Here is a 20,851-nt window from a genome sequence, read left to right as displayed (position 1 = left end):
TATAATTTAGTGGTCTTTTTTATATAAAAAAAGAAAAGAGAATGTGATGACAAATGAGAAACCTAACAAGCATGGCTTAATTGATGTAAAAAAACACTTTGCAACAAGCAATTGTCCGATATATGATGTAGTGTTGTACAGTAGTTTTAATGACTATCCGTATTCAGGCTTACTTTATTCCAAAATCAAGTTTGAAGATGTGAAGAAAATTCTTGCACAAGGGAATTTTAAGCCAACCCCCTTGAGCGAAGCTCTCTTTTATAAAAAATTCCAAGCAGATTAAGGAGGTCAAGTGTTGAAATTCTATCTAAAAATCAAAGATAAAATAAGAGAAGTGATTGAAACTCCCTTTTTCCTTTGCGATTTGGGGGACATTGACTTTGAACTCTAAAATACTAAAGAGGGTGTTCATTATTGGAGTTAGCACTCAAATAGGGTTTATAGGACTTGCTTTATTCTCTGATAATTTTAGAGGTGTTCTTTCAAATCTTTTAAAAAGCAATCTGATAATATCTGTATTTTTTTATTTAGTTTTATTCGTATTAAGAGCAATTGATATTATGCTGTTGATGATAGCTCCTTTTGCTTCTCTTTTATTTTTATTATCTAAAAATAAAAAAAGCAACTTAAAGAGTTGACGACGTCACCTCTTTATGCTATTATATAATTGTAGGAGGGAGATATCATTTGAGCATATTAATTATAATAGGCGATGTCATCTTAATGCTTACTTCTAATCTTGTGTTTTTTGAAGCAATAGATTTTGCGCATATAACTTATAAGCAAAACATTATCTTAAAAATTTTTATGGCAGCTTTTTCGCTGCTTTATAATATGACTTTGCTAATTTTTGTTTAAGAAAAAATAATGAGGTGTACTATGAACAGGAAGAGTGGTGTAGATGTTGGTGGTGTGACCGTTTTAGTCTTATGGTTGAGTACTTTCCTTTTTGGAGGAATAGTGTTTTTACTCTACTGGTTAGGTAAGGGGATATTTAATGTTTTAGCTTGGATCTTCATGTTCCCTGGAACAAGATATTCAGGAGATGTGGTAAAACACTCCAAAAGTGTTGTTGCAGAAAAAGAAGAAGCAGTTGAAATGGTTCAAGATGTTCAAGAAGATAATAAAACTCGTTTATCTCCTCAAGAAGCAGCATACGTCCTCGATCAAGTCACAAAAGGTTACAACGATCCAGGTCAGATTAACAAAAGTGTAATGGAAATTCTCAAAGAAGGAGAAATATAATGAATGTTGAAAAAAATGAAGCACTAAGAGTTTTAATTGAAAATAAATCAAAAAGGTTTGCACTAAGATTTTACTCAGCACAAGCGGTACATGGAGGAAATCCTGAAGATTTAGTTACTTTTGAGACAATAATTCCAAGAGGAACAATGGTGGCTACCTACACACATCTTCCAGAGATGAAAATGCCAGTTGATAAAATAATCCGTGAGGAATGGAAAAATATTGCATATATAAAAATGGAAGACGAAGTAATTTGTGAAAGAAGCCAATATGGCGCTCAAATGAGCCGTATAAGCCCTAAAGCGTTCGAGCAATCCCAATATGAGGAAGCAGTCGAAAGCGAGCTTACAGCACAAGCCAGAGGGCGAGAAGTTGTTCTCTCAGAAGATACGCAAGAAATGGCAGGTTCTATCATGAAAGGGTATGCTCAATATTACAAAGACTATCGTAAAGGTTTATCTGAAAACAATTGATGACATCACCTATTTCTCCTTTCTTATATGGTAAAATTGGAGTGAGGTAAAAAAACTATGCCAAGAAAATCAAAGTATGAAACACATATTGCTCCTTATCTTGAGGAAATAAAAAGCTGGCGTGCAGAACGCTTATCAATTGCGGCTATCGCAAAAAAGTTGTCTATTGGACTTGAAACTTTAAATCGAGCAAGAGCGACGCATCCAGAGCTTGAGGAAGCACTTAAAGCTCCTGAACTATCGGAAAAAGAATTATTTGAGCGAGGAAGAAAAGAACGTTTAAATCGAGCAAAATATTATAATTCAACGCTGTCATTTATTCGAAACCATGCGACAAAAGAAGAACGATATAAAATACTTGAACTTATACTTCAAAAGACAGTCAATGATGAGGAAATAGATTCTGTTAAGCAACTCATGAATAACTCTTTCAACAATAAAAATTAATCTCGAGAGTAAAGTTCAGTTTTTAAAGAAACAACTAGTTATAAGAATCTAATCAAGACAAAATAAATTTAAATAGAAATAGTTTAGGGAAAGAGGTTTTTCGTGTATTCAAGGAGATTAACTCAGAAAATAGCAGTTGAGGATGATAATGAAAATAAAGGTACATTAAAGTATTTTAGTATTTTTATGGGAAGTTTAGGTTTGTTAGCATTAGTAAGCATTTTACTTATTCAATTCTTTCTAACATTTGATCCATCCAATCCTACAATATTTATAAAAAATAACCCAATTGTTATTTTAATAACAGCTTTAATTTTTACTGGAGTTCAATTTCTACTTTATAAAATAATAAATATTTTAAAAATACCAACAAAAAAATTACATCAGTACCTTTTAGGTTTCACTTTACTTATTGGTGTACTAGTAACTGTAACTTTTGCATCTCCTCCTTATTCTGATGTCTGGAGTGTTATTAATGGTTTTTCAATCGATAATTGGATAACAGTACCTTATACTAATTACTATCCTAATAACATGGGTTTAGCATTGTTGTATCAGTTTATATTTAAAATTTTAGGAAGACAAGCATGGACAATTATGTATGGAGTAAATATTGCTTCTGTAATTGGGATGTTTTATGTTATACCTAGACTCACTTTAAAGTTAAGTGATGAGAGGTCTGAAAGGATTTGTATACAATTACTTTTCTTTGCTCTTCCATTTTCATTTATGACTACTTATCTATATAATGATTTAATCAGCTTGTTCCTTGCATTACAGTCCATTTACTTTCTTATCGAGTTTATGAAATCTGAAAAACTTAAAAATGGTAAGATAATTTTATCAGGAATTCTTTTAGGTTTAGCCTATGTTTTAAAAACTAATTCAATTATTTTTGCAATTGGAATATTTATATATATTGCTTTATATATTATTAAAAATAGAAAAATCACGTATAAATCGTTTTTATCTTTTCTGCCAATTATAATTTTGGTTATTATTAAAATTGTCTTTCAGTTTTCAATACCAATTTTAGTCACAGATTATAGAAAAGAAGAGGCTCAGCCTGCTATTTCTTGGATTGCAATGGCAATTGCAGATGAACATTCTATGAAGGGATATAAATTTAAAAAACCAGGAATGTTTAATGATTTTGAGAGCTGGACTTTTGCAGAATATAAAAAGGATAATAAAAATTCTACTAAACATGATTTTATAAAAGATAAAAATTCGCGAAAAAGTATTTATTCAAATTTTATAAAGGATAGAATATTGGATATGGGAAAACATCCCCAAGAAGCTTTAAAGTTTTATGCTCAAAAAGAAGTTGCTTCCTGGGGTGACGCTTCTTTTGGGAGTGAGAAGCTTTTAAAGGAGAGTTATGAGACCCAAAAGGATATTTATACTTCTTTACCTTTTGAAAATATTGCTAAAATTCAAGGTATCCAGTCTACATCAGCTAAACAATATATTAATAACAGAGAAAAATTTCAGAGTTCATCTGCAATAAAGAGTATAGATAATAAATTCTTCTTAAAATCAATAGAGAGACCATTTATAATACTAATATTAATGGGGGCTTTGATTTATATTGTGAAAAAATTTAAGAACTTTTCATTGGAGGACTTGCTCCTTCTTACAATCTTTATGGGTGGATTTATCTTCCATGAATTTATTTGGGAAACTCAACCTAGATATCTACTAGCGTATTTTACTTTATTAATTCCATTTTCTGCTATTGGAATTAATCAGTTGCTATCTATGAAAAAAAGGACAAGCTAATGAGCTCGTCTTTTTTTTATACTCCGTAAAAGATTACTACAGTCTTGTCCGAAATGACAGTAAACTATGTAGAATATAAAGCCAAGATTATAAAAAAGAAAGGAGTAACACTATAACTTATCGCTCAAAAGGCAATCTTAATTGTCTTTTTTATTTTGAATTAAAGGAGAAATACTATTCATGCAAGATTTTAAAAATCGCCTAGAGAATGCTCTGGGCGAAGCAAAATGTGGTCACTTTAAAATGTGGAAGTCAGGGAAAATTTGGCTTTTTGGAGGAGTAACGTTAATCGCTGTATCTGGGGCGACTTTCATTTCTTCAAATTTTAACGATGTACAACACGCAGTTCATGCTGATACCACTCTTCAACAAAAGGTGGGGCAAACAGATCATGTTCCATTTACAAATAATGATATTCCAGTCCCTGCTAGCGTAAAAACAAAAGCAGCAGTTTCGGCTTCGTACGGCTTCGTTAAATGGACAAAAGATACTAAATTGACACCATTATCTCAACAGAAAGTTATTCCAAAATCAGATATTGATACAACCTGGATGAGTTGGATGGGTTCAGATCATACAATTTATGAAATGAGAAAAGGCGACAAATTTTTACTTTCAAACGTTTCTAAGAATGATGATGGTGAGTTAGTTTCGGTAATTGTAACTGTTAAGGATTTAGGGCCATCGATTAACCCGCTGACTTCAATTGACAAGGTAAACAACCGTCCTACAGTTATTATTGAAGATGGTGGTGTAACAACAGTTACTGCAAAAAATGGTAAAACTTTAACATCTGATCATCCTATTCATTTATTTTACTCTTCTACCCCAGCTCCAATTCTTGATTACCAGTATGTAAAGGCGAATGACAATAGTAAAATTGTAGATATTACTGCTCAAACTACATTCTTTGATATTGATGCTGCTCAAGCAATGAAAACAGATTTGTTGCCTAAGAATTCCTCTGATTTATATTTACCAAAGACAGCTGATGGAAATGAATCTTTAACATATAATGCCTCGAAACAGATGCTATATGCTAACTATACTGATAACGTTGAAAATATCGGTGATGGTTCAGGATTCACTGGTCCAACAGGGAAAAAAATTGACAATTTTGGAGCAGGATACGCCCAATCTACGAGTTATTGGACAGGTAATCATTTTACTATGCAATTTATTAATAATGTATCCTTAGTTGATTCTAGTCTGAATAATGTTGTACCTTCACTTGATAAATTAATTGGTAAAAATAAAACATATCGCCAATTTTGGACTAGCAATCCTACTACACGTGCTACTTTCCGACATGAATTGTTCGGACAAACAACCTCAAATATGTTCCCACCGCAAGCACCTGCGGCACCTCAACCACCTGCAGATCCAAAACTTCCAGTTGCGCCAATTGCCCCAAATCCTGGAAATTATGACGTTCCTGTTCCAAAACTTCCAGCTCCTCCTACATTAGACGCTGTTAAAAATAATGTAGACCCTGTTAAAACAGTTACGGATGAAAAGGGTAAAGATGTTAACGGTCAATCTCTAAGCACAGATAAAAAATTCAATTACACCATTACCCAAGGTATTGATGGTAAAGGAAATGAATTTACAAACTATGTTGCTTATCAAAAGGCTGTGACACAATGGAAAACAGACTGTGAAAAATTAATTGCTGATTATCAAGCTGCAGTAAAAGATAAGCAAGGGCAGTGGGACTCAGACAATCAAAAAGTTCAAGACTATCTTGATGCATACAAACAATATGCTTCAAACTATGATAGTGTCGTAAAGAAATATAATGATGACTATGCTTTATTTGCTAAAAAGTATGCTAATTATAAAGCACTTTGGGCAGATTATGATAAAGCTTATCAAGAATATAAAAAATCTGGGGGAACAGAAGAAGAAATTGCTCTTGTCCCTCAAGCAAAAAAAGCAACAATTCCAGATAAGACCCCACAAACTGATATTACAATGCCTGATCGTCCAGTTGCTTCTAAGATTGTGATGCCTGATGTTCCAAGCACGAATGCAGACGATTATATCTACACCAAGGCTGCCATAAAGGATTCCATCGATCTTTCAAAAGTGGTTCTTCCTGAAGGCACTTCAACGATGAAAGTTGTCGATAAAGACGGTAAAGAGATTAAAGCCACAATCACACGTGAGGATAAGGACGGTAAAGCAAACCTTGTCGCAACACTGGACACCTCTTACGTACAATCAGATGCTTTCTACAATAACAGCTTCAGCTTGATTATTGGGGATGTCCTCTTCAATATTGATGACCAATCCAAACAAGACAGTGAAATGAAAGCAACCAACGTTGCCACTTCTGAAGTACCAACGCCAGATGATGAAGACCCTAAAGATACGAATGAAGTTGATGTTGACCCTGAGTATAGCGATCCAAGTATTGTGAAAGAGCAGTCCTTTGATGGCAAGAACTGGACGAAAGACCCTCTTAACCTGCCTGAACATGATAAGTCATGGCAGGAACGTATCACACACCAATTGTCCAACCATGCCGACTATAAAACAATCACACTTAAAGATAAGTGGGAAACGGTTAAACGCTATGAGAGCATGAAAGTAACCAACTTTGAGGGTAAAGAAGTTGAAGGTACAACAGAATTCTTAAATGCTGCAGGTAAAGATGTTTCAAAAGAGTTTAAAGCAGGCACATTACAAAAAGACGGTAAAAAAGAGCAAGTGACTATTCTTTTCCACGTGAAAAATCCTGAGCAGTTTACACGTGCACAAGGTGACGAGCTTAAACTTTATATGACCTTCACAGGAGTAACAACCAAAGGTGCATCTGGTCAAGAAGAAGTGAATTATCTTGATAAAGACGACTCCATCAAGCTCCCTGATACAGCAAGTACAGAGTGGACAGACAAGACCCCAGATGATGGCGACAAGGGTAAAGGAAGCCAAACTTCAAACACTGTCATTGATATTCTTCCAAAACTTGATCCTAACTTGCGCAAATTTGTTGTGACCAAACAAGAGGGTAAGCATGAAGCAGCTTTGGGCTCTAAAAGTAAGTATAAGCCAGATTACCTTAAAGATGCCATCATAACAGACGGCGACACTCTCGTTGCTCAAAAGGAGATTAAGAATGGGGAACAAGTGACTTGGGCTATTGTAGGTACGCCTGGTAACCAAGGGCTTATGACACAAGTTGTCGATACGCTGCCTAAAGAGTTTTCATTTGATCCAAATTCTAAGGACGCATTTACAGCATACGTACTCAAAAATGACGGTACCCTAGGTGAAGAGATTACTGATCACTTTGATTATCAAATTAAAGGTCGTGTTGCGACTGCGACACCTAAAGCTGCGACTGATTTCTTCTTTGTAGGAAGCTCTACAGACTCACGTTATGTCATTCTGGTCAATACAATTGCGAATGAGAACATTTCTGACGGTACAGAATTTGTCAATCATGCCAACCAAACGACAGTAAATCCGAAGACTCCTGACAACCCTAAAGATAACCCTTCTGATGCTAAGGTGGTTACTCCAAAACAAAAAGGAACATTGCCTTTAACAGGTTCTCAATCACGAGGAATTTTAACAGTACTCGGTTTAATCATGATGAGTATCGCAGGGTTCGCAGTTTGGCGTGGAAAAAGCTTCAAAAAGTCAGAAGATAACGAAGGCACTTCAGACTCTACAGCCAAATAAAAATTGTGACGATGAAAGATTGAGGAAGATAAGAAAAAATGAAAAAAAATAGGACAAAGCAACTCATGGTTGCGGCTATGCTTGGATTATCTGTTTTAGCAACACCCATTAAAGGCGTGTTTGCGGCCGATAATATCAGCGATAAAACGGCAAATGTGACCATTAATAAACGTGTCTGGACGGATCAAACACCTCCTATGAAGCAAAACACAGGGGAAGAAATGACCGACTTTGGTGGAGAGCCACTGAATGGCGCTGAATTTACCGTTTATGATGTGACGGACAAATACTATGAGTTATCTAAAGGAAGCGATGCTAAGACGGCCTCTGAAGCTATTCAAGCCGATGCAACCACAAGTGTTCCATCTTATGCAAAAGTCATTAATTCCCAAGTCACAAGTGGTCAAGGTCAAGCTCACTTTAATAATTTAGGAATTAAGAATACTTCAAATCGTTACAATGTTTACTTGTTCTTAGAAACAAAAACACCCAATGATGTGACGATTACTAAGAAATCAGCGCCAATTGTTTTGGCCATGCCTATTTATAAAATGGATGACAAACAAGAATTTACAGATGAACTCAACACAGATATTCAACTTTATCCTAAAAATGAAACAGCTACAGATAAAAAAGAATTTACGAATGTGGGTTCATTTGACCAAGTAAAAGTAGGCGATCAAACTTTTGCGAATGTTACCACTGGTGATATTTTAAATTACAAGTTGACCGTTAATATTCCTGCAAATATTGGGGATGCTAGTGCGGTCACAAGCTTCAAAATTCATGACAAACCGTCTAGTGGTTTAGCTCTTAAAGGCAAAACAGTCAAAGTAGGAAACCTCAAAGAGGGCGATGATTATACGATTGCTTATGCAAATGGTGGCTTCACAGTCGACTTGAAGTTGACAAGCGATAAAGTAAAAGCTTTAGCCGGTCAAGCATTGGTTCTCAATTACGATATGCAATTGACTGCAGAAGTAAATCCTGATGAACTTCAAAACAATAAAGCCAGTGTTCAAATCAACGATGCACCGGAACAAGAAATTACTCCTCCAATGCCAGTAGGTACAGGTGGCTATAAATTCATTAAAAAAGATGCTCAAACTGGAAAAACACTTGCTGGTGCAGAATTTGTCATCTCAGATAAAACACAACAACATTTTGCACAATTTGCTTCTCAAAAGAACTCCAAAGGCGAATACGTCTTTGAAGCTTGGGTAGACAGTAAAGATGCCGCAAGTCGCATGATTTCGGACGACAAAGGCTCTATGAAGGTTATTGGATTAGTCAATGGCGATTATGTTTTAAACGAAGTGAAAGCACCCTCTTCTCACTATGTGCTATTGAAAGACGGTACAATCACATTCACAGTTGAACATGGTAAATATGGGACTTCAACTTTAGATGTTAAAAATACGCCAAAAGGCCTTCTTCCTTCAACAGGTAGTAAAGGTTCAGGGGTCTTCTTGATTATTGGACTTGGACTTATGGCTGTGGCTGCAGTCTTGTTCAAAAAGCATAGTAAAAAAGCATAAAAAATAAGGCTCGGTCATTCTGGTCTTATTTTTGTTTCTACGCATATTTACAGTAAAAATAGGAAGTTTGAATGAAGAAACAAAAAAAGCAAAATAAAAAGCCTAAAAATAATAAGGGCAACTTACTTTTTAAGGGTATCATGTTGGTTCTCTTTTTGTCTGGTTTAATCACCTTTTCCTATCCGTTTTTAGCGGATGCTGTAAATGATATTCATGACCAGTTGACTATTGAAAAGTACCAAAAAGATTATTCTGAGTTGAATAAGCACCAAAAAGAAGAACGCTTAAAGAAAATGCAAGAGGATAATAAAAAACTTATTGAGAACAATAAGTTAACCAATATCCCTGGCATGGGTCTTGTGAAAGACCCTTTTGATGAAGCAACGAAAGATATACAAGACCCTGGGCAAAAATACTTTAAGGATCATATGATTGGGGCGGTTTTTATTCCAAAGATAAAGGTGAGTCAACCTGTATTTGATACAACCAACACGATGCTATTGGATAAGGGAGTGACACTCCTTCAGGGGACGTCCTTTCCTATTGGAGGAAAAGGAACACACGCCGTACTTACAGGACACAGTGGCTTACCTGATAAGAAGATATTTACTGATTTGGAGAAACTTCAAAAAGGCGATATGTTCTATATCAATGTCTCAGGTAAAAAATTAGCTTACCGTATCAAAAGTTTTAAAAAAGTATTGCCAGATAATATTGATGATTTAACGATAGAAGATAATCTTGATCAGGTCACTTTAGTCACTTGTACCCCTTACATGGTCAATACGCACCGCTTACTTGTCACAGGGGTACGTGTTCCATACAATGAGGACGAAGCAAGGAAGAGTCAAAAATCTATTAAAGACTATCAAACTTATCGGATGATTATATTTGGAGTTCTTGTATTTTTGATTGGATCATTTACAATTTACAAAATTCTTAGTGCTGTAATTGGTCGCTTTAAGCAACAAGGATAGTATAAATACTGCATGAGCAGTGGGTGGGAGGGTAGGATAGAAAGGAATTTAGTGGATGAACAAACTGAAGTTTGGCGAAGCCAAAAAGAACTAGGTAGAAACACTATTAGAGGTGTGAGGGAAGCTTTACGTTTTTATCATAACTATGTTGAGAATAAAAGTCGAGAAGAACAACTTAAAAGTCGTGAAGAAGATGAGAAGGCACGAAAAGAATTTCAAGAAGAGTTCAAAAGACCAGGAGAGAAAAGTTACGACTTTATGCTAGAGTCTGGCCGTAGTATTGACTATCATGCTTTAGATGAAAATATTGATATTAGTAAGTTGAAGGACTATCTAAATAATGAAAAGCTTCAATATTGCATTCGAACGTCTTCTTTAGATGGTGGTAAGGAAATTGTTTACTTTACCAAAGATACTCCACGTGTTAAGGCTGTGATTGAAAAATCTTTAGAAGAAATCTTGAAGAAAAGTCCTAAAGAGCAAGTCCGTCAAGCAGCTTACAATCAAAAGCAATTAGGATTTTCTCCAACAGATGATGTTGACCCTGACACTTTTTATCGTGATACGACTATTTATCAAGGTACAACCGAACATCGACTTGAGATGGAAGGCTTTGATAATATCCCACGAGAAAAAATGGATATGGGATTGGCATTAGATAAAGAAGTAAGTATCATTAAACTTAAGGAGTTTTTGAGCGAATATGACCTTAAAGCTACGTTTTATGAAGAAAATGGTATGACGAAAATAGCTTTATTGCTTAAAAAGGATAATTTAGAACAACAAAAGGCTTCAATCAAAGAAGCTTTTTTTGCACTTGAAAAAAATCCTGATCGAGTAAAACAAAATGTTCCCCTCTTAAAAGAGCGTTTTGAAAAAGCCAAAGCTCAACATCAAAAAATGGCAAAAGAAAAAGCAATGGAGAAAACTAAAAATAAAGCCAAAGAGACGACCAAGGATATTGTGCGAGGGAGAGGACGATGAAAAAATTAAGGAAATATTTGCCCCTGACCCTTATTGCTCTATTTGTTGCTTATCTTCTTAATCGAGCAGTTGATATTTTTTCTAAAACACCTGGTCAACTTTACGATGATAGACTTCCAAACTTTAAAGAGAATTTCTTGCCAACATTAAAGGCTAACCCATTTTCAATTAGTTTGGATATAGCTCCTTTAATTGCTTCAGCAATCTTTCTTGGTTTTATCTTGTTGCTTATTGCTTCGAAAGATACACGAACCTATCGTCGAGGAGAAGAATTTGGTTCTTCAAAAGAAGGAACACTAGAAGATATTAAGCCATTTGCAGACAAAGATTTCAACAAAAATATTATCTTAGGACAAGATGCTTTACTTAGCATTTATAACAACTATAAAGATGTAGAGCTTCAGAGGAATAAAAATGTATTCCTAGTAGGAGGTCCAGGTTCTTGGAAATCATCGAGTTACAATATCCCTAATATTGCTCAAATGAATGCTTCATACATTATTACAGACCCTAAAGGGGAACTTAGAAATACAACGGCTAAGATGCTTGAGGATAATGGTTATGATGTGAAAGTGCTAGATTTAAAAACACTGCAAAATACTGATCAATTTAATCCATTTGCGTATATTCATACGGAAGAGATGTTGGAAGATGTCATTGAAGTAATCATTAATGCATCAAATGGGGAGCTAGAAAAACAAGGAGAACCATTCTGGGATAATTCAGAAAAGCTTCTCTTGTCCGCTTTGTTCTCATATTTGTATTACTGTTACAAAGGCTACAATGGGAAACCAGGTTCAGGAGAAATGCCTTGTTTAGCGGATATTGCAGAGCTAGTACGTTACCTTGACACAGAAGATGAAGATGTAAAAAGTCCGGTAGAAATTATGTTTGATGATTTCGAAGAATACTATGGTTCAGATAACCCTGCTGTATTGACTTTCCAACTCTTTAAAAACTATAAAGGTGATACTCGTGCTTCTGTAATTTCTATGCCCTCTGCACGTTTTAGAATGTTTAACTTGAAGAGTGTAAAAAGTCTTACAAGCAGAGATACGATGGAGTTGGATAAAGTGGGATTAAAAAAGACAGCTATATTTATTGTCCTTTCTGATTTGAATGGCACATATAATTTCTTAGCGAGTCTTTTCTTTATGCTTTCTTTCCAAATTTTAGAAGATGTCGCTGATTATGAACACGGAGGACGACTACCACTTCCAGTTCGGATGATAATGGAAGAATTTCCAAGTATTGGAAAAATACCTAATATCTTAAAAGCTATTGCAATCTTCCGTGGCCGTGGAGTAGGCTTTGAATTTACTGCACAAAATTTCGACCAACTGAAGCGTATTTACAAAGATACTTGGGAGGAAATTCTTGGTGCTTGTGAATCTCTTATTTACCTTAGCGGTTCTACAACTAAATTAACGAGTGAAACTTTTAGTGAACGTTCAGGTGACCAAACAATTGGGAAAACAAGTGAGGGACAATCATTTGGGGGTTCACAAAGTGGCTCTAAAAATACAGATGGTACTGGTCGAAAGGTATATATGAAAGATGAAGTTGAACAGTTAAGAAGACTTAATGCTTTAGTAAAAATATCTGGTATGCCAGTCGTTAAAGTTAAAAAATATAATGCACGTAAACACCCACGTGCTAAAGAATGGGGTGACAAGCCAGGAACTGAAAACTGGTATGAATATCAAAGATATTCAACGGAACTAGAGGAAATTGAGGCCAGTGTTGCCCAAAATCCTGAAAATGAAATGTTAGTCGTTACTGAAATTAGTAACTAAAAAAGAAAATGGAGAAATAAAATGAACAACTTAATTACAACTGCAACTACAAAAGTAACAATGCTCGCTTCAGCACCAACTGCTGCAAGTGCCGTAAAAGCAACCCAAGATAATGTCAAATGGGGCTTTGGTACAGCAGGTGTCATTCTTGCCTTAATTGGGCTTGCGATGCTCTTCTTCAGCTGGGATGATGGTCCTGCAGCTCGTCGTTCGCCAATCTTTATGCTTGTCGGTGGTTTAATTCTTGTCGGTATTGGTTTTGGTATTGCGGCTGCGATCACTACTCCCCCTGGAGCGTAAAGTGAAATAGAGAAAGGAGGGATATATGTTCTCTAGCTTTTCACAAAATTTAACTGACTATAATCCTGAAGCCTTTAATTGGATATTTACTACTTCAACTAAAGTTATGCTTCCAATTGCCTTTTATATAGGGCTTTTCTTTTTTATGATGAATGTCATAAATACAGTTGTGCCAAAGTCACAGGCAGGAGAACCTATAGTTTTAAAGGATGTTACCTTTAGTTTTGTAAGGTGGCTAGTTTCAATGGCACTTGCTTCAATGGGTGTGATGATATTTGTCTTTATCTTACAAATCTCAACAGGAGGGGTAAATCTTTTCAATCAACATGGGGGAACGGTAAATGAGAGTATCATGAACAGCTTGATCCCTAAAATCGAGTTTCCAAAAGACCCTCTCTCTTTCTTAGGCGAAATATTTGGTATGCTTACCAATCCAGGAGCACTTCTTTCGAAGGCTGTCACAGGATTGATAATGTATGTATTTTGCTTGGTTGCACAACTCATTGCAATTGCTTCTGTCTATATCATCATCTATATTCGCTTTTTCCAACTCTATCTTCTAGCTTTTCTTTCGCCAATTCCTATGGCAAGTATCGCTTCTAAAGAGTATGAAAACATTGGGATTAGCTATATAAAAACTGGCTTTGCTTATGCTTTCCAAACTATAGTAATTTTAGCGGTTATGAAACTCTTTAGTTTCTTTGCAAGACCAACGATTGATATAAGTGGCTCATTATCATCAATAAGCGGTTTAAGTGCTTGGGGTGGTGCATTTGGTAGCCTTGTTTATGCCATTGCTTATATTGTTGTTATTTGGCAAACATTGAGTATATCTAAAAAATTATTTGGTGTAGGAGTATAGTATGGAAACAAGAATTTATAAAGACGGTTCAAAAACAGGAAAAACAACAAAACTTATCATTGCTCTTATAGGTATTGGTGGGATTGTAGGTGCTTCTGCTTATGGTCTAATGGAGTTGAATATTCCATTTTTACCGCTTCAAACTTTTACAATAGTCGGCGTATTTCTCGTTGGCTTTTTTACATTTGGAGAAATTAAAGGGATTCCAATGTGGCGATTCTTTTATTTAGCTATGCGCTACTCTGTGTCAGAAAATAAAAGAAAATTTGTATTAGAAAGTGAGGAAGAAGATGTCGTCAAAGTTAAAAAACAAAAAACAAAAAAATTCAGATTTAAAAAAGCAAAAGAAGAAAAATAAAATTTTATCTACTCAAAAATCCTTAGGTTTTGATGTTCTCGAAAAAAATGGAGTCATGAGTTTTGGAAATGACTTATATTCTAAAACTTATGATTTAGGAAGTGCTAACTATATTACAGCTTCTCATGATGAAAAGCTAAATATGTTCACAAGCTACTTTGATGCAATCAATGCCCTATCTAAAACAGAACATTTTCAACTGTCCATGGATTTTGAAAAAGTAAGTAAAGAAAAGTTTTTATCCAAAAATAAATACCCTTTAGTTGGAGCTGTAGGAGATGAAATTCGTGAAGATATAAATAGTCTGATCGAAGAAAAATATGATGATGGGAAGAACAACTATGCACTTTCTCGTTATATTACTATTGCGACAAAGAATACAGACCGTGCAAGAGGTATATTAAAACTTGATACAGCACAGGCTACTATGTCTACTGAACTTGGTAAAATAGATGTTTCATTACGTGAGCTAAGCGCTCTTGAGCGCTTTAATCTTTTGAATAATCATCTCAGACCAGATGCTAAAGAGTTAAAATCTTTCCCTGGTAAGAGCGAAGATGTAAAAAATTGGATTTCCCCACAAAGTATGATTTTCAAAAAGTCCTCATCTCTTATCGATGGACGAGTAGGAAAAACCTTCTTTATTCGTGAATTTCCTTATGAATTATCGGATGAATTTCTCAAGGATGTCTGTGAAGCAGGACTAGAGGGAACATTTACTATTCATGCTTCGCCAAATACCTTTGCGGATAGTAGAAAACGTATCTACAATCAAAAAACTGCGGTGGGTACAGCATTGTTGCCACAACAAAAGCGAGCTTCTGCAGAAGGATATTCTCAGAATATGGTCTCTCCTGGTTTATCTGAAGCATGGGATGACCTTTCAGAGCAAGAAGATTATATGAAGCGTACAAGTTCTAAAATCTATGATGCAAGTCTTATCTTACATATTCATGCAAAAACTGAAGATGAACTTATTGATGCCTGGAACAAAGTGATTGATGTTCAAGAAAAGCATAGTGTGGTTTTTGAACCTCTAACATATCTTCAAGAACAAGGGTATATTTCTACTCTTCCACTTGGTGTAAATTACTTAGAGCCGATTAAAGGATTTACACGTGGATTGATTACACCAAATATTGCGATTAATATTCCTTGGACATCTGTAGAGCTACAACACCCCACTGGGAAATACTTTGGTATCAACCTGTTGTCTAAGAACATCATTTCCATCGATCGCCGTGGGCGAACACTTCAAAATACTAATGGTTGGATTGTTGGTAAATCTGGGTCTGGTAAATCTGTGACAAGTAAGTTCATCATTGCTTCAGATTATTTAGAAAATGCCTATGATGAGTTCATCATTATTGACCCTGAAGGTGAGTATGTTGGCTTAGGAGAAAAATTAGGCGCACAAGTTGTCAAAATATCTCCTAAATCTAAGACCAATATTAATATTGTGGAACTCCCTGAGCATAAGGATGCCTTGGTTGATGAAGACGACCCAGTTGCATTGAAATCTGACTTCCTTACCGCAATGTTTTCAAATTTATTGCGTGATGGTCTTACAGAAATTCAAGAAACGATTGTGGACGAGGTTACTGTAGAAACGTTTGAGAGAGTGGAGAAACCTACACTTACAGATTGGTACAATGTCCTAGGGGATACAGTTGAGTGTTACCAAGCTACAACAGATATTGATCCAATACGGCTTATGGATAGCCAATCACTACATTCTACACTAGCAAAATATGTCACAGGAAGTTACGATATTTTTGCTCATAAAACGAATGTTAACTTGAATAACCGTATGGTCATTTACGATGTAAGCCAACTTAAAAACAAAATGAAAAAGTTTGGTTTTATGGCCGTAATCGACCAAATTCAAAACCGAGTTATTGATGCCAAAAAGCGTGGAGTTAAAATCTGGGTATACGGTGATGAATTGCAAACTGTTGTCGCAAGAACATCGCCTCCTATTCTTCGTGAGAAGTTTGCGGATATGTGGGCTCGTTTGCGTAAATATGGGGCAACAGTAACTGGTATCTCACAAAATATCAACTTGATTTTAGATACAGAAGAAGGAGAGTCAATGTTCTTTAACTCAGAGTTCTTCGTCATCTTACGTCAAAGTGGTAGAGCCTTTAAGACTATTGTTGACAGGTTTGAGTTAACGAAAGAACTTTATCAGTATTTGAAAAAAGATGAAAAAGGTTCAGGTCTTGTAATTGCAGGGGATACAAAAGTGCCTTTCAATAATCCAATTAATGAAGGCACTCTACTGTTTGACTTGGTCAATACCGATGCAAAAAACAAATAAAATAGAAAGAGAGGTGATGAATGAGCAAGGACAATAAAGTTGATTACTACAGTTCTAAGGAGAAGAGCCATGAAGTAGTAAAAAAATCAGTACATGTTAAGGAGTCACCAATTTCTAGAAACAAGTACCAGGATAAAGTCAGTGCAGTTTCTGATAAAAAAGAAGTACTAAAAAAAGTTTCGAAAGTTAATTCGAGAGCAAAAAAAATAAGTCAATCTGATAAAACATCCTCGAACTCTTCAAAATCAACAGGAAGTATCAAAAAAAATAAGCTAAATTCTTCTACAAATTTAGAGAAGAGTTCTTCAACTGAAGAGGTTAAGAAAAGCAGAGAAGGGTCTGTGCGCAAGACTCAGGATAATACTTCCTCAATTGATAATAAAATAAAATCAAGCAAGGAAAAAATTAAGTTAACCAAAAACCCTCATCAACGGTTTTTAAGTGCTACTTCAAGAAAAGAACTTTTAAAGAAGCAGAGTTTAAATCGCTCTAAAAAGAACGTCTTCACTTCTCTTTCTGGTTCAAAAGGAGAATTAGGCGAGCATAATGAGCAGACAGAGTGGACTGATAAGGGAAGTGAAGCCGTTCAAAAATCAAAGACTATTGTAAATCAAGGAAAAAAAATTCTTGATAATAGGAACGATAATCTTATCAAGTCCTTTGGGCAAACTTTTAAGAAAAACTTCCGTAAAGAGAAGTTTTTTTTAAATACCAAGAAGGCTCAAAATGTGGCAAGTACCAAGAGTTCAACGGCGAGTGCAAGTGTCGCTCAGAATGGCACTAAGGCGGTAAGCAAGTGGAGTTCAACTTATATTAAAGAACTCCTAAGTCAAGCTTTTTCTCCAAAGGTATTAGCCTTAAAGTTTAGTGTGGTTGGGGGTTGGATTGGACTTGCGGTTATTTTCATCATGATGCTAATTTTCTTCATTGGTGGATTAGCTAATTCTTCATCTCAAGCAGCAAAACAAGCTGAAGAGTTCAATCCTGACTCATCTATCGCAGAACGTGCACAAACGGTTTACAACGAAATCAAGAAAGTTGACCCAAATGCAACTACACAAGGTATCTCAGCTTTTCTAGGAAATTGGGATGTAGAGAGTAGTATTAATCCGAAGCGTGCTGAAGGTGACTATTTAGCACCACCAGTTGGAGCGAAGGACGACAAAGACCCTGCGTGGGACAGTGAGAAGTGGTTAACAATGGGTGGCCCTGATATTTATAATGGTGGTTTCCCCAATATTCTCCATCGAGGACTTGGTTTAGGCCAATGGACAGATACTTCAGATGGCTCAACAAGAAATACAATGCTACGTGACTATGCAAAAAGTCAGAAAAAGAAGTGGTACAGCCTACCTCTTCAAATAAATTTTGCGATGTCTGCCGATACTCCCTATGACAGGGCGCTCTTTAAGGCTATTGTAGAGTCAGACCAATCCGTAGAAGCTCTAGCGGATCAGGTCGCAACACTTTGGGAAAGAAACAATGGCGACAAAATGGCTCAACGTAAAGAGCAATCTCGAAAATGGTTTAACTATTTCAAAAATGGAGGTGGTTCAGGTTCTTCAAGTGCAAATATTCCCCCAGAGTATGTCGGAAAACTCAAATTCCCTAATCCCTCAAGCCAGTGTTCTACCTCAGGTTATCCAGGGAATGCTTATGCGGCAGGACAATGTACATGGTACGTGTACAACAGGTTCTATCAATTAGGAAAAACAATCCCTGCATATCTAGGAAATGGTGGACAGTGGGGTGCAAGTGCTTCGGCTCAAGGTTATAACACGACAAGTACACCAAAAGCAGGATATGCAGCTTCATTCCCTGCAGGAGTTGCAGGTGCTGCAGCACCTTATGGGCACGTTGCTTTTGTGGAGTATGTCAACTCTGACGGTAGCTTCCTGGTATCAGAAATGAATATGAACGGTGGCTTATATAAGATTACTTATCGTGTCATTTCTTCACCTGCAGGAGTGAACTTCATTGACTTTAAATTGTAAAAAGAAAGGTACAAATGGTAAATAAAACTAAAGCAAGCCTATTAATTACAGGCTTAGTAGGGGGAGTAGCCCTTCTTATTTTTGGGATGGTCATGTTCTTTAGTAGCTTGAGTAGTCCTAAAAGTAAAACTGAAGCTAAACCAACGACTTCTCAATCTTCAAGTAATCAAAAAAATGAAGAAAACAAACAAGAAGAAAAAAATAAAGAAGATCCACAGGGTCTTTTAAAATTGGATAATGCGAACATTGAAACATTTCTCAAAAAATACTTAACCTATCAGTATTTAGGAGATAACCGAAATCAATACAGGCCTTATATGACCATAGACTTATTTGATGCTGTTGTCGCACAGGAAGAAAAGCCTGTGAACCAGGCACAAAAAGAGCTTATCGTAAATCAAAAATTCGATAATGCGAAGATTTACATTGATGAAAAAGACGAAAGTGCAATTTGCCAGGTCAACTTTACAAATGACAATTTGCAACAAAAGCCAACGGTTTCAGACCCTAGCCCTAAAAGCTTTACAATGCCAAATAACCAAGAGCTGAAGTTATCTTTCATCAAAGAGGGTAATCATTACCTCGTGAGTGCTATTACATATCGTGCAGCACAGGAAACAAATGAAATGAATTAAAAAATTTTAAGTGGAGACTATATGAAATTAGAAGAAAGAATAGCATCTCGTCGGAAGAAAATTGATGATTATCTTTCTAAAATCGAGAAAAATGAAGCTAAAATAGCAGACTATAAAAGTAAAGTGGAACAACTTGAATTAGAAATTGAGCAGATTACGAATGAGGAAATGAATGATACTATTTCTCAAATTGATGCTGAACCACTTGAATTTATTGCCTTGATAAAAGAAATGAAGAGACAGCAACTAAACCCTAAGGATACCCTTGAGATTTTGAAAGATTTTGGGGGAGCTGAAACACAAGAAGCAAATACAACAGAATATGGAGACTAACACATGGCTAAAGGACTAAAAGCACTAAATATTTTTAACAACAAACGTACATTTACTCTTCCAGAAAGTGTAGGACTTTCAGAGGAAGAAAAAAATCGTATTATTACTTCACCAAAATTTGATGATTTTGTGATAAATATTGAAAGTTTGAATTTTATTTTCTTACGTGATGAAAGGGAAGTACAAGCAAACGTATATATTCGAACTGAAAAAGAGGTTCTTTACGGCCAAACATTGAAGTTTCCTTATCCGAAGTCAACAAACTTCACTGAACTTCTTGAAAAATTCAATACGAAGAAACGTCGAGCAATTGATATCGAGGAGTTAGAACAACAAGACAACGTTGTCGTCGAAGATACAAAAGTTGAAAGTAAAGATGAAACATTTATTCATCCATCAGTTGTTGAAAAGACAAGTGAGACAATCGATGAAGGCAGTTCGAGCAATTCTACTTTAGATGAAGCAAAAGTATCTACTGAAGAGCTAGAAGAAGCCTTTGGAAACGAAGAGATAGTAGAAGAAGTTGAAGTCCAAGAAGAGAACGAAGAAGATGTCGAAGAAGAGCAAATGACAGAACTTAAAGAATGCGAAAACTGTGGGTTTGAAAATGACATTAATGCAAAATTCTGCTCCGAATGTGGCGCAAATCTTTTAAATATCGAACAAGATACAAGTAAGACAGACCACGAAGAAGTGCTTCAAACTGTTTCTGAACAAGCTGAACAGGGAACAGCTATCGTTGGTCAAACATCAGAATATCAATCTTCTTTAGATGATATGCAGCAGCTTTTAAAAGTTAAAGATGGTCTTAAGAATAGATCACAAATCGAAAAAGATGTAGCCCTTGAGTTTGAAAGTAAAAAAGCTGCAGCAATTAAAGCTGCAGACGACAAAGTAGAAGAAGAAAAGCGTAAAGAACTTGAAATACTCAATCGCACGTTCAAAGAAAAACAGGAAGTAGCACGTACAAATGCTCTTGAAGTTTTATCTGTAGATGAAAAAAATGAAGTTAATTCACGAGTTAATGCTATGAAAAATTATCTTAAACAAATCTATGAAACAGGTCTTCGTAGTATTGATGAGGGAATTAACATGAAGTCAGCAAATGAATAGGAGA

The 20,851-nt window shown here is 35.7% G+C and carries 19 protein-coding genes; all 19 read left to right on the top strand.

What is annotated here, in order from left to right; genetic code table 11:
• Positions 1–46: 46 nt before the first annotated feature.
• The 19 genes from KJS37_RS09325 to KJS37_RS09235 all read left to right on the top strand — a co-directional run bounded on the left by KJS37_RS09325 (position 47) and on the right by KJS37_RS09235 (position 20,847).
• A complete protein-coding gene (locus tag KJS37_RS09325) occupies positions 47–283 on the top strand; it encodes a hypothetical protein (RefSeq protein ID WP_213497064.1) in 237 nt (78 codons plus the stop codon).
• Between the two features lie 55 nt (positions 284–338).
• Entirely contained in the window at positions 339–638 is a 300-nt protein-coding gene (locus KJS37_RS09320) for a hypothetical protein (RefSeq protein ID WP_244851393.1), read from the top strand.
• A 241-nt stretch (positions 639–879) separates the two neighbouring features.
• Complete coding sequence (locus KJS37_RS09315) at positions 880–1,245, top strand: hypothetical protein (RefSeq protein WP_213497062.1); 366 nt, start codon at positions 880–882, stop codon at positions 1,243–1,245.
• The gene (locus KJS37_RS09310; protein WP_213497060.1) at positions 1,245–1,718 is read left to right on the top strand and encodes a hypothetical protein; all 474 of its coding nucleotides are present in this window, start codon (positions 1,245–1,247) and stop codon (positions 1,716–1,718) included. Before KJS37_RS09315 ends, KJS37_RS09310 begins: the two co-directional genes overlap by 1 nt.
• Before the next feature lie 57 nt (positions 1,719–1,775).
• The gene (locus KJS37_RS09305) at positions 1,776–2,165 is read left to right on the top strand and encodes a hypothetical protein (protein ID WP_213497057.1); all 390 of its coding nucleotides are present in this window, start codon (positions 1,776–1,778) and stop codon (positions 2,163–2,165) included.
• A 102-nt stretch (positions 2,166–2,267) separates the two neighbouring features.
• Entirely contained in the window at positions 2,268–3,947 is a 1,680-nt protein-coding gene (locus tag KJS37_RS09300; RefSeq protein WP_213497055.1) for a glycosyltransferase family 39 protein, read from the top strand.
• Between the two features lie 180 nt (positions 3,948–4,127).
• Positions 4,128–7,637 (top strand): KxYKxGKxW signal peptide domain-containing protein, encoded by a 3,510-nt coding sequence (locus KJS37_RS09295; protein ID WP_213497118.1) that lies wholly within the window; start codon positions 4,128–4,130, stop codon positions 7,635–7,637.
• Positions 7,638–7,675: 38 nt separating this feature from the next.
• The gene (locus KJS37_RS09290) at positions 7,676–9,175 is read left to right on the top strand and encodes a SpaH/EbpB family LPXTG-anchored major pilin (RefSeq protein ID WP_213497053.1); all 1,500 of its coding nucleotides are present in this window, start codon (positions 7,676–7,678) and stop codon (positions 9,173–9,175) included.
• A gap of 71 nt (positions 9,176–9,246) precedes the next feature.
• A complete protein-coding gene (locus tag KJS37_RS09285; protein WP_244851391.1) occupies positions 9,247–10,152 on the top strand; it encodes a class C sortase in 906 nt (301 codons plus the stop codon).
• A 51-nt stretch (positions 10,153–10,203) separates the two neighbouring features.
• Positions 10,204–11,136 (top strand): hypothetical protein, encoded by a 933-nt coding sequence (locus KJS37_RS09280; protein ID WP_213497051.1) that lies wholly within the window; start codon positions 10,204–10,206, stop codon positions 11,134–11,136.
• Positions 11,133–12,932 (top strand): VirD4-like conjugal transfer protein, CD1115 family, encoded by a 1,800-nt coding sequence (locus KJS37_RS09275; RefSeq protein WP_213497049.1) that lies wholly within the window; start codon positions 11,133–11,135, stop codon positions 12,930–12,932. The genes KJS37_RS09280 and KJS37_RS09275 overlap by 4 nt, the downstream gene beginning before the upstream one ends.
• Positions 12,933–12,953: 21 nt before the next feature.
• Positions 12,954–13,232, top strand: coding sequence for a hypothetical protein (locus tag KJS37_RS09270; protein WP_213497047.1), 279 nt, complete (start codon positions 12,954–12,956; stop codon positions 13,230–13,232).
• Between the two features lie 25 nt (positions 13,233–13,257).
• Positions 13,258–14,094: a hypothetical protein gene (locus tag KJS37_RS09265; protein WP_081168677.1), complete on the top strand. Its 837-nt coding sequence runs from the start codon at positions 13,258–13,260 to the stop codon at positions 14,092–14,094.
• Position 14,095: 1 nt separating this feature from the next.
• A complete protein-coding gene (locus tag KJS37_RS09260; RefSeq protein ID WP_107106070.1) occupies positions 14,096–14,452 on the top strand; it encodes a hypothetical protein in 357 nt (118 codons plus the stop codon).
• Complete coding sequence (locus tag KJS37_RS09255) at positions 14,385–16,772, top strand: VirB4-like conjugal transfer ATPase, CD1110 family (protein ID WP_373306144.1); 2,388 nt, start codon at positions 14,385–14,387, stop codon at positions 16,770–16,772. Before KJS37_RS09260 ends, KJS37_RS09255 begins: the two co-directional genes overlap by 68 nt.
• A gap of 20 nt (positions 16,773–16,792) precedes the next feature.
• The gene (locus tag KJS37_RS09250) at positions 16,793–18,766 is read left to right on the top strand and encodes a phage tail tip lysozyme (RefSeq protein WP_213497043.1); all 1,974 of its coding nucleotides are present in this window, start codon (positions 16,793–16,795) and stop codon (positions 18,764–18,766) included.
• 14 nt (positions 18,767–18,780) lie between these two features.
• Complete coding sequence (locus KJS37_RS09245) at positions 18,781–19,401, top strand: hypothetical protein (RefSeq protein ID WP_213497041.1); 621 nt, start codon at positions 18,781–18,783, stop codon at positions 19,399–19,401.
• A gap of 21 nt (positions 19,402–19,422) precedes the next feature.
• Positions 19,423–19,734: a hypothetical protein gene (locus tag KJS37_RS09240; RefSeq protein WP_213497039.1), complete on the top strand. Its 312-nt coding sequence runs from the start codon at positions 19,423–19,425 to the stop codon at positions 19,732–19,734.
• 3 nt (positions 19,735–19,737) lie between these two features.
• The gene (locus tag KJS37_RS09235) at positions 19,738–20,847 is read left to right on the top strand and encodes a zinc ribbon domain-containing protein (protein WP_213497037.1); all 1,110 of its coding nucleotides are present in this window, start codon (positions 19,738–19,740) and stop codon (positions 20,845–20,847) included.
• Positions 20,848–20,851: the final 4 nt, after the last annotated feature.

Origin of the sequence: Lactococcus formosensis (genome assembly GCF_018403745.1) — a bacterium.
Taxonomy (GTDB): domain Bacteria; phylum Bacillota; class Bacilli; order Lactobacillales; family Streptococcaceae; genus Lactococcus; species Lactococcus formosensis.
The sequence above is the reverse complement of the archived record's forward strand: the minus strand, read 5'-3'. Positions and strand labels throughout refer to the sequence as shown.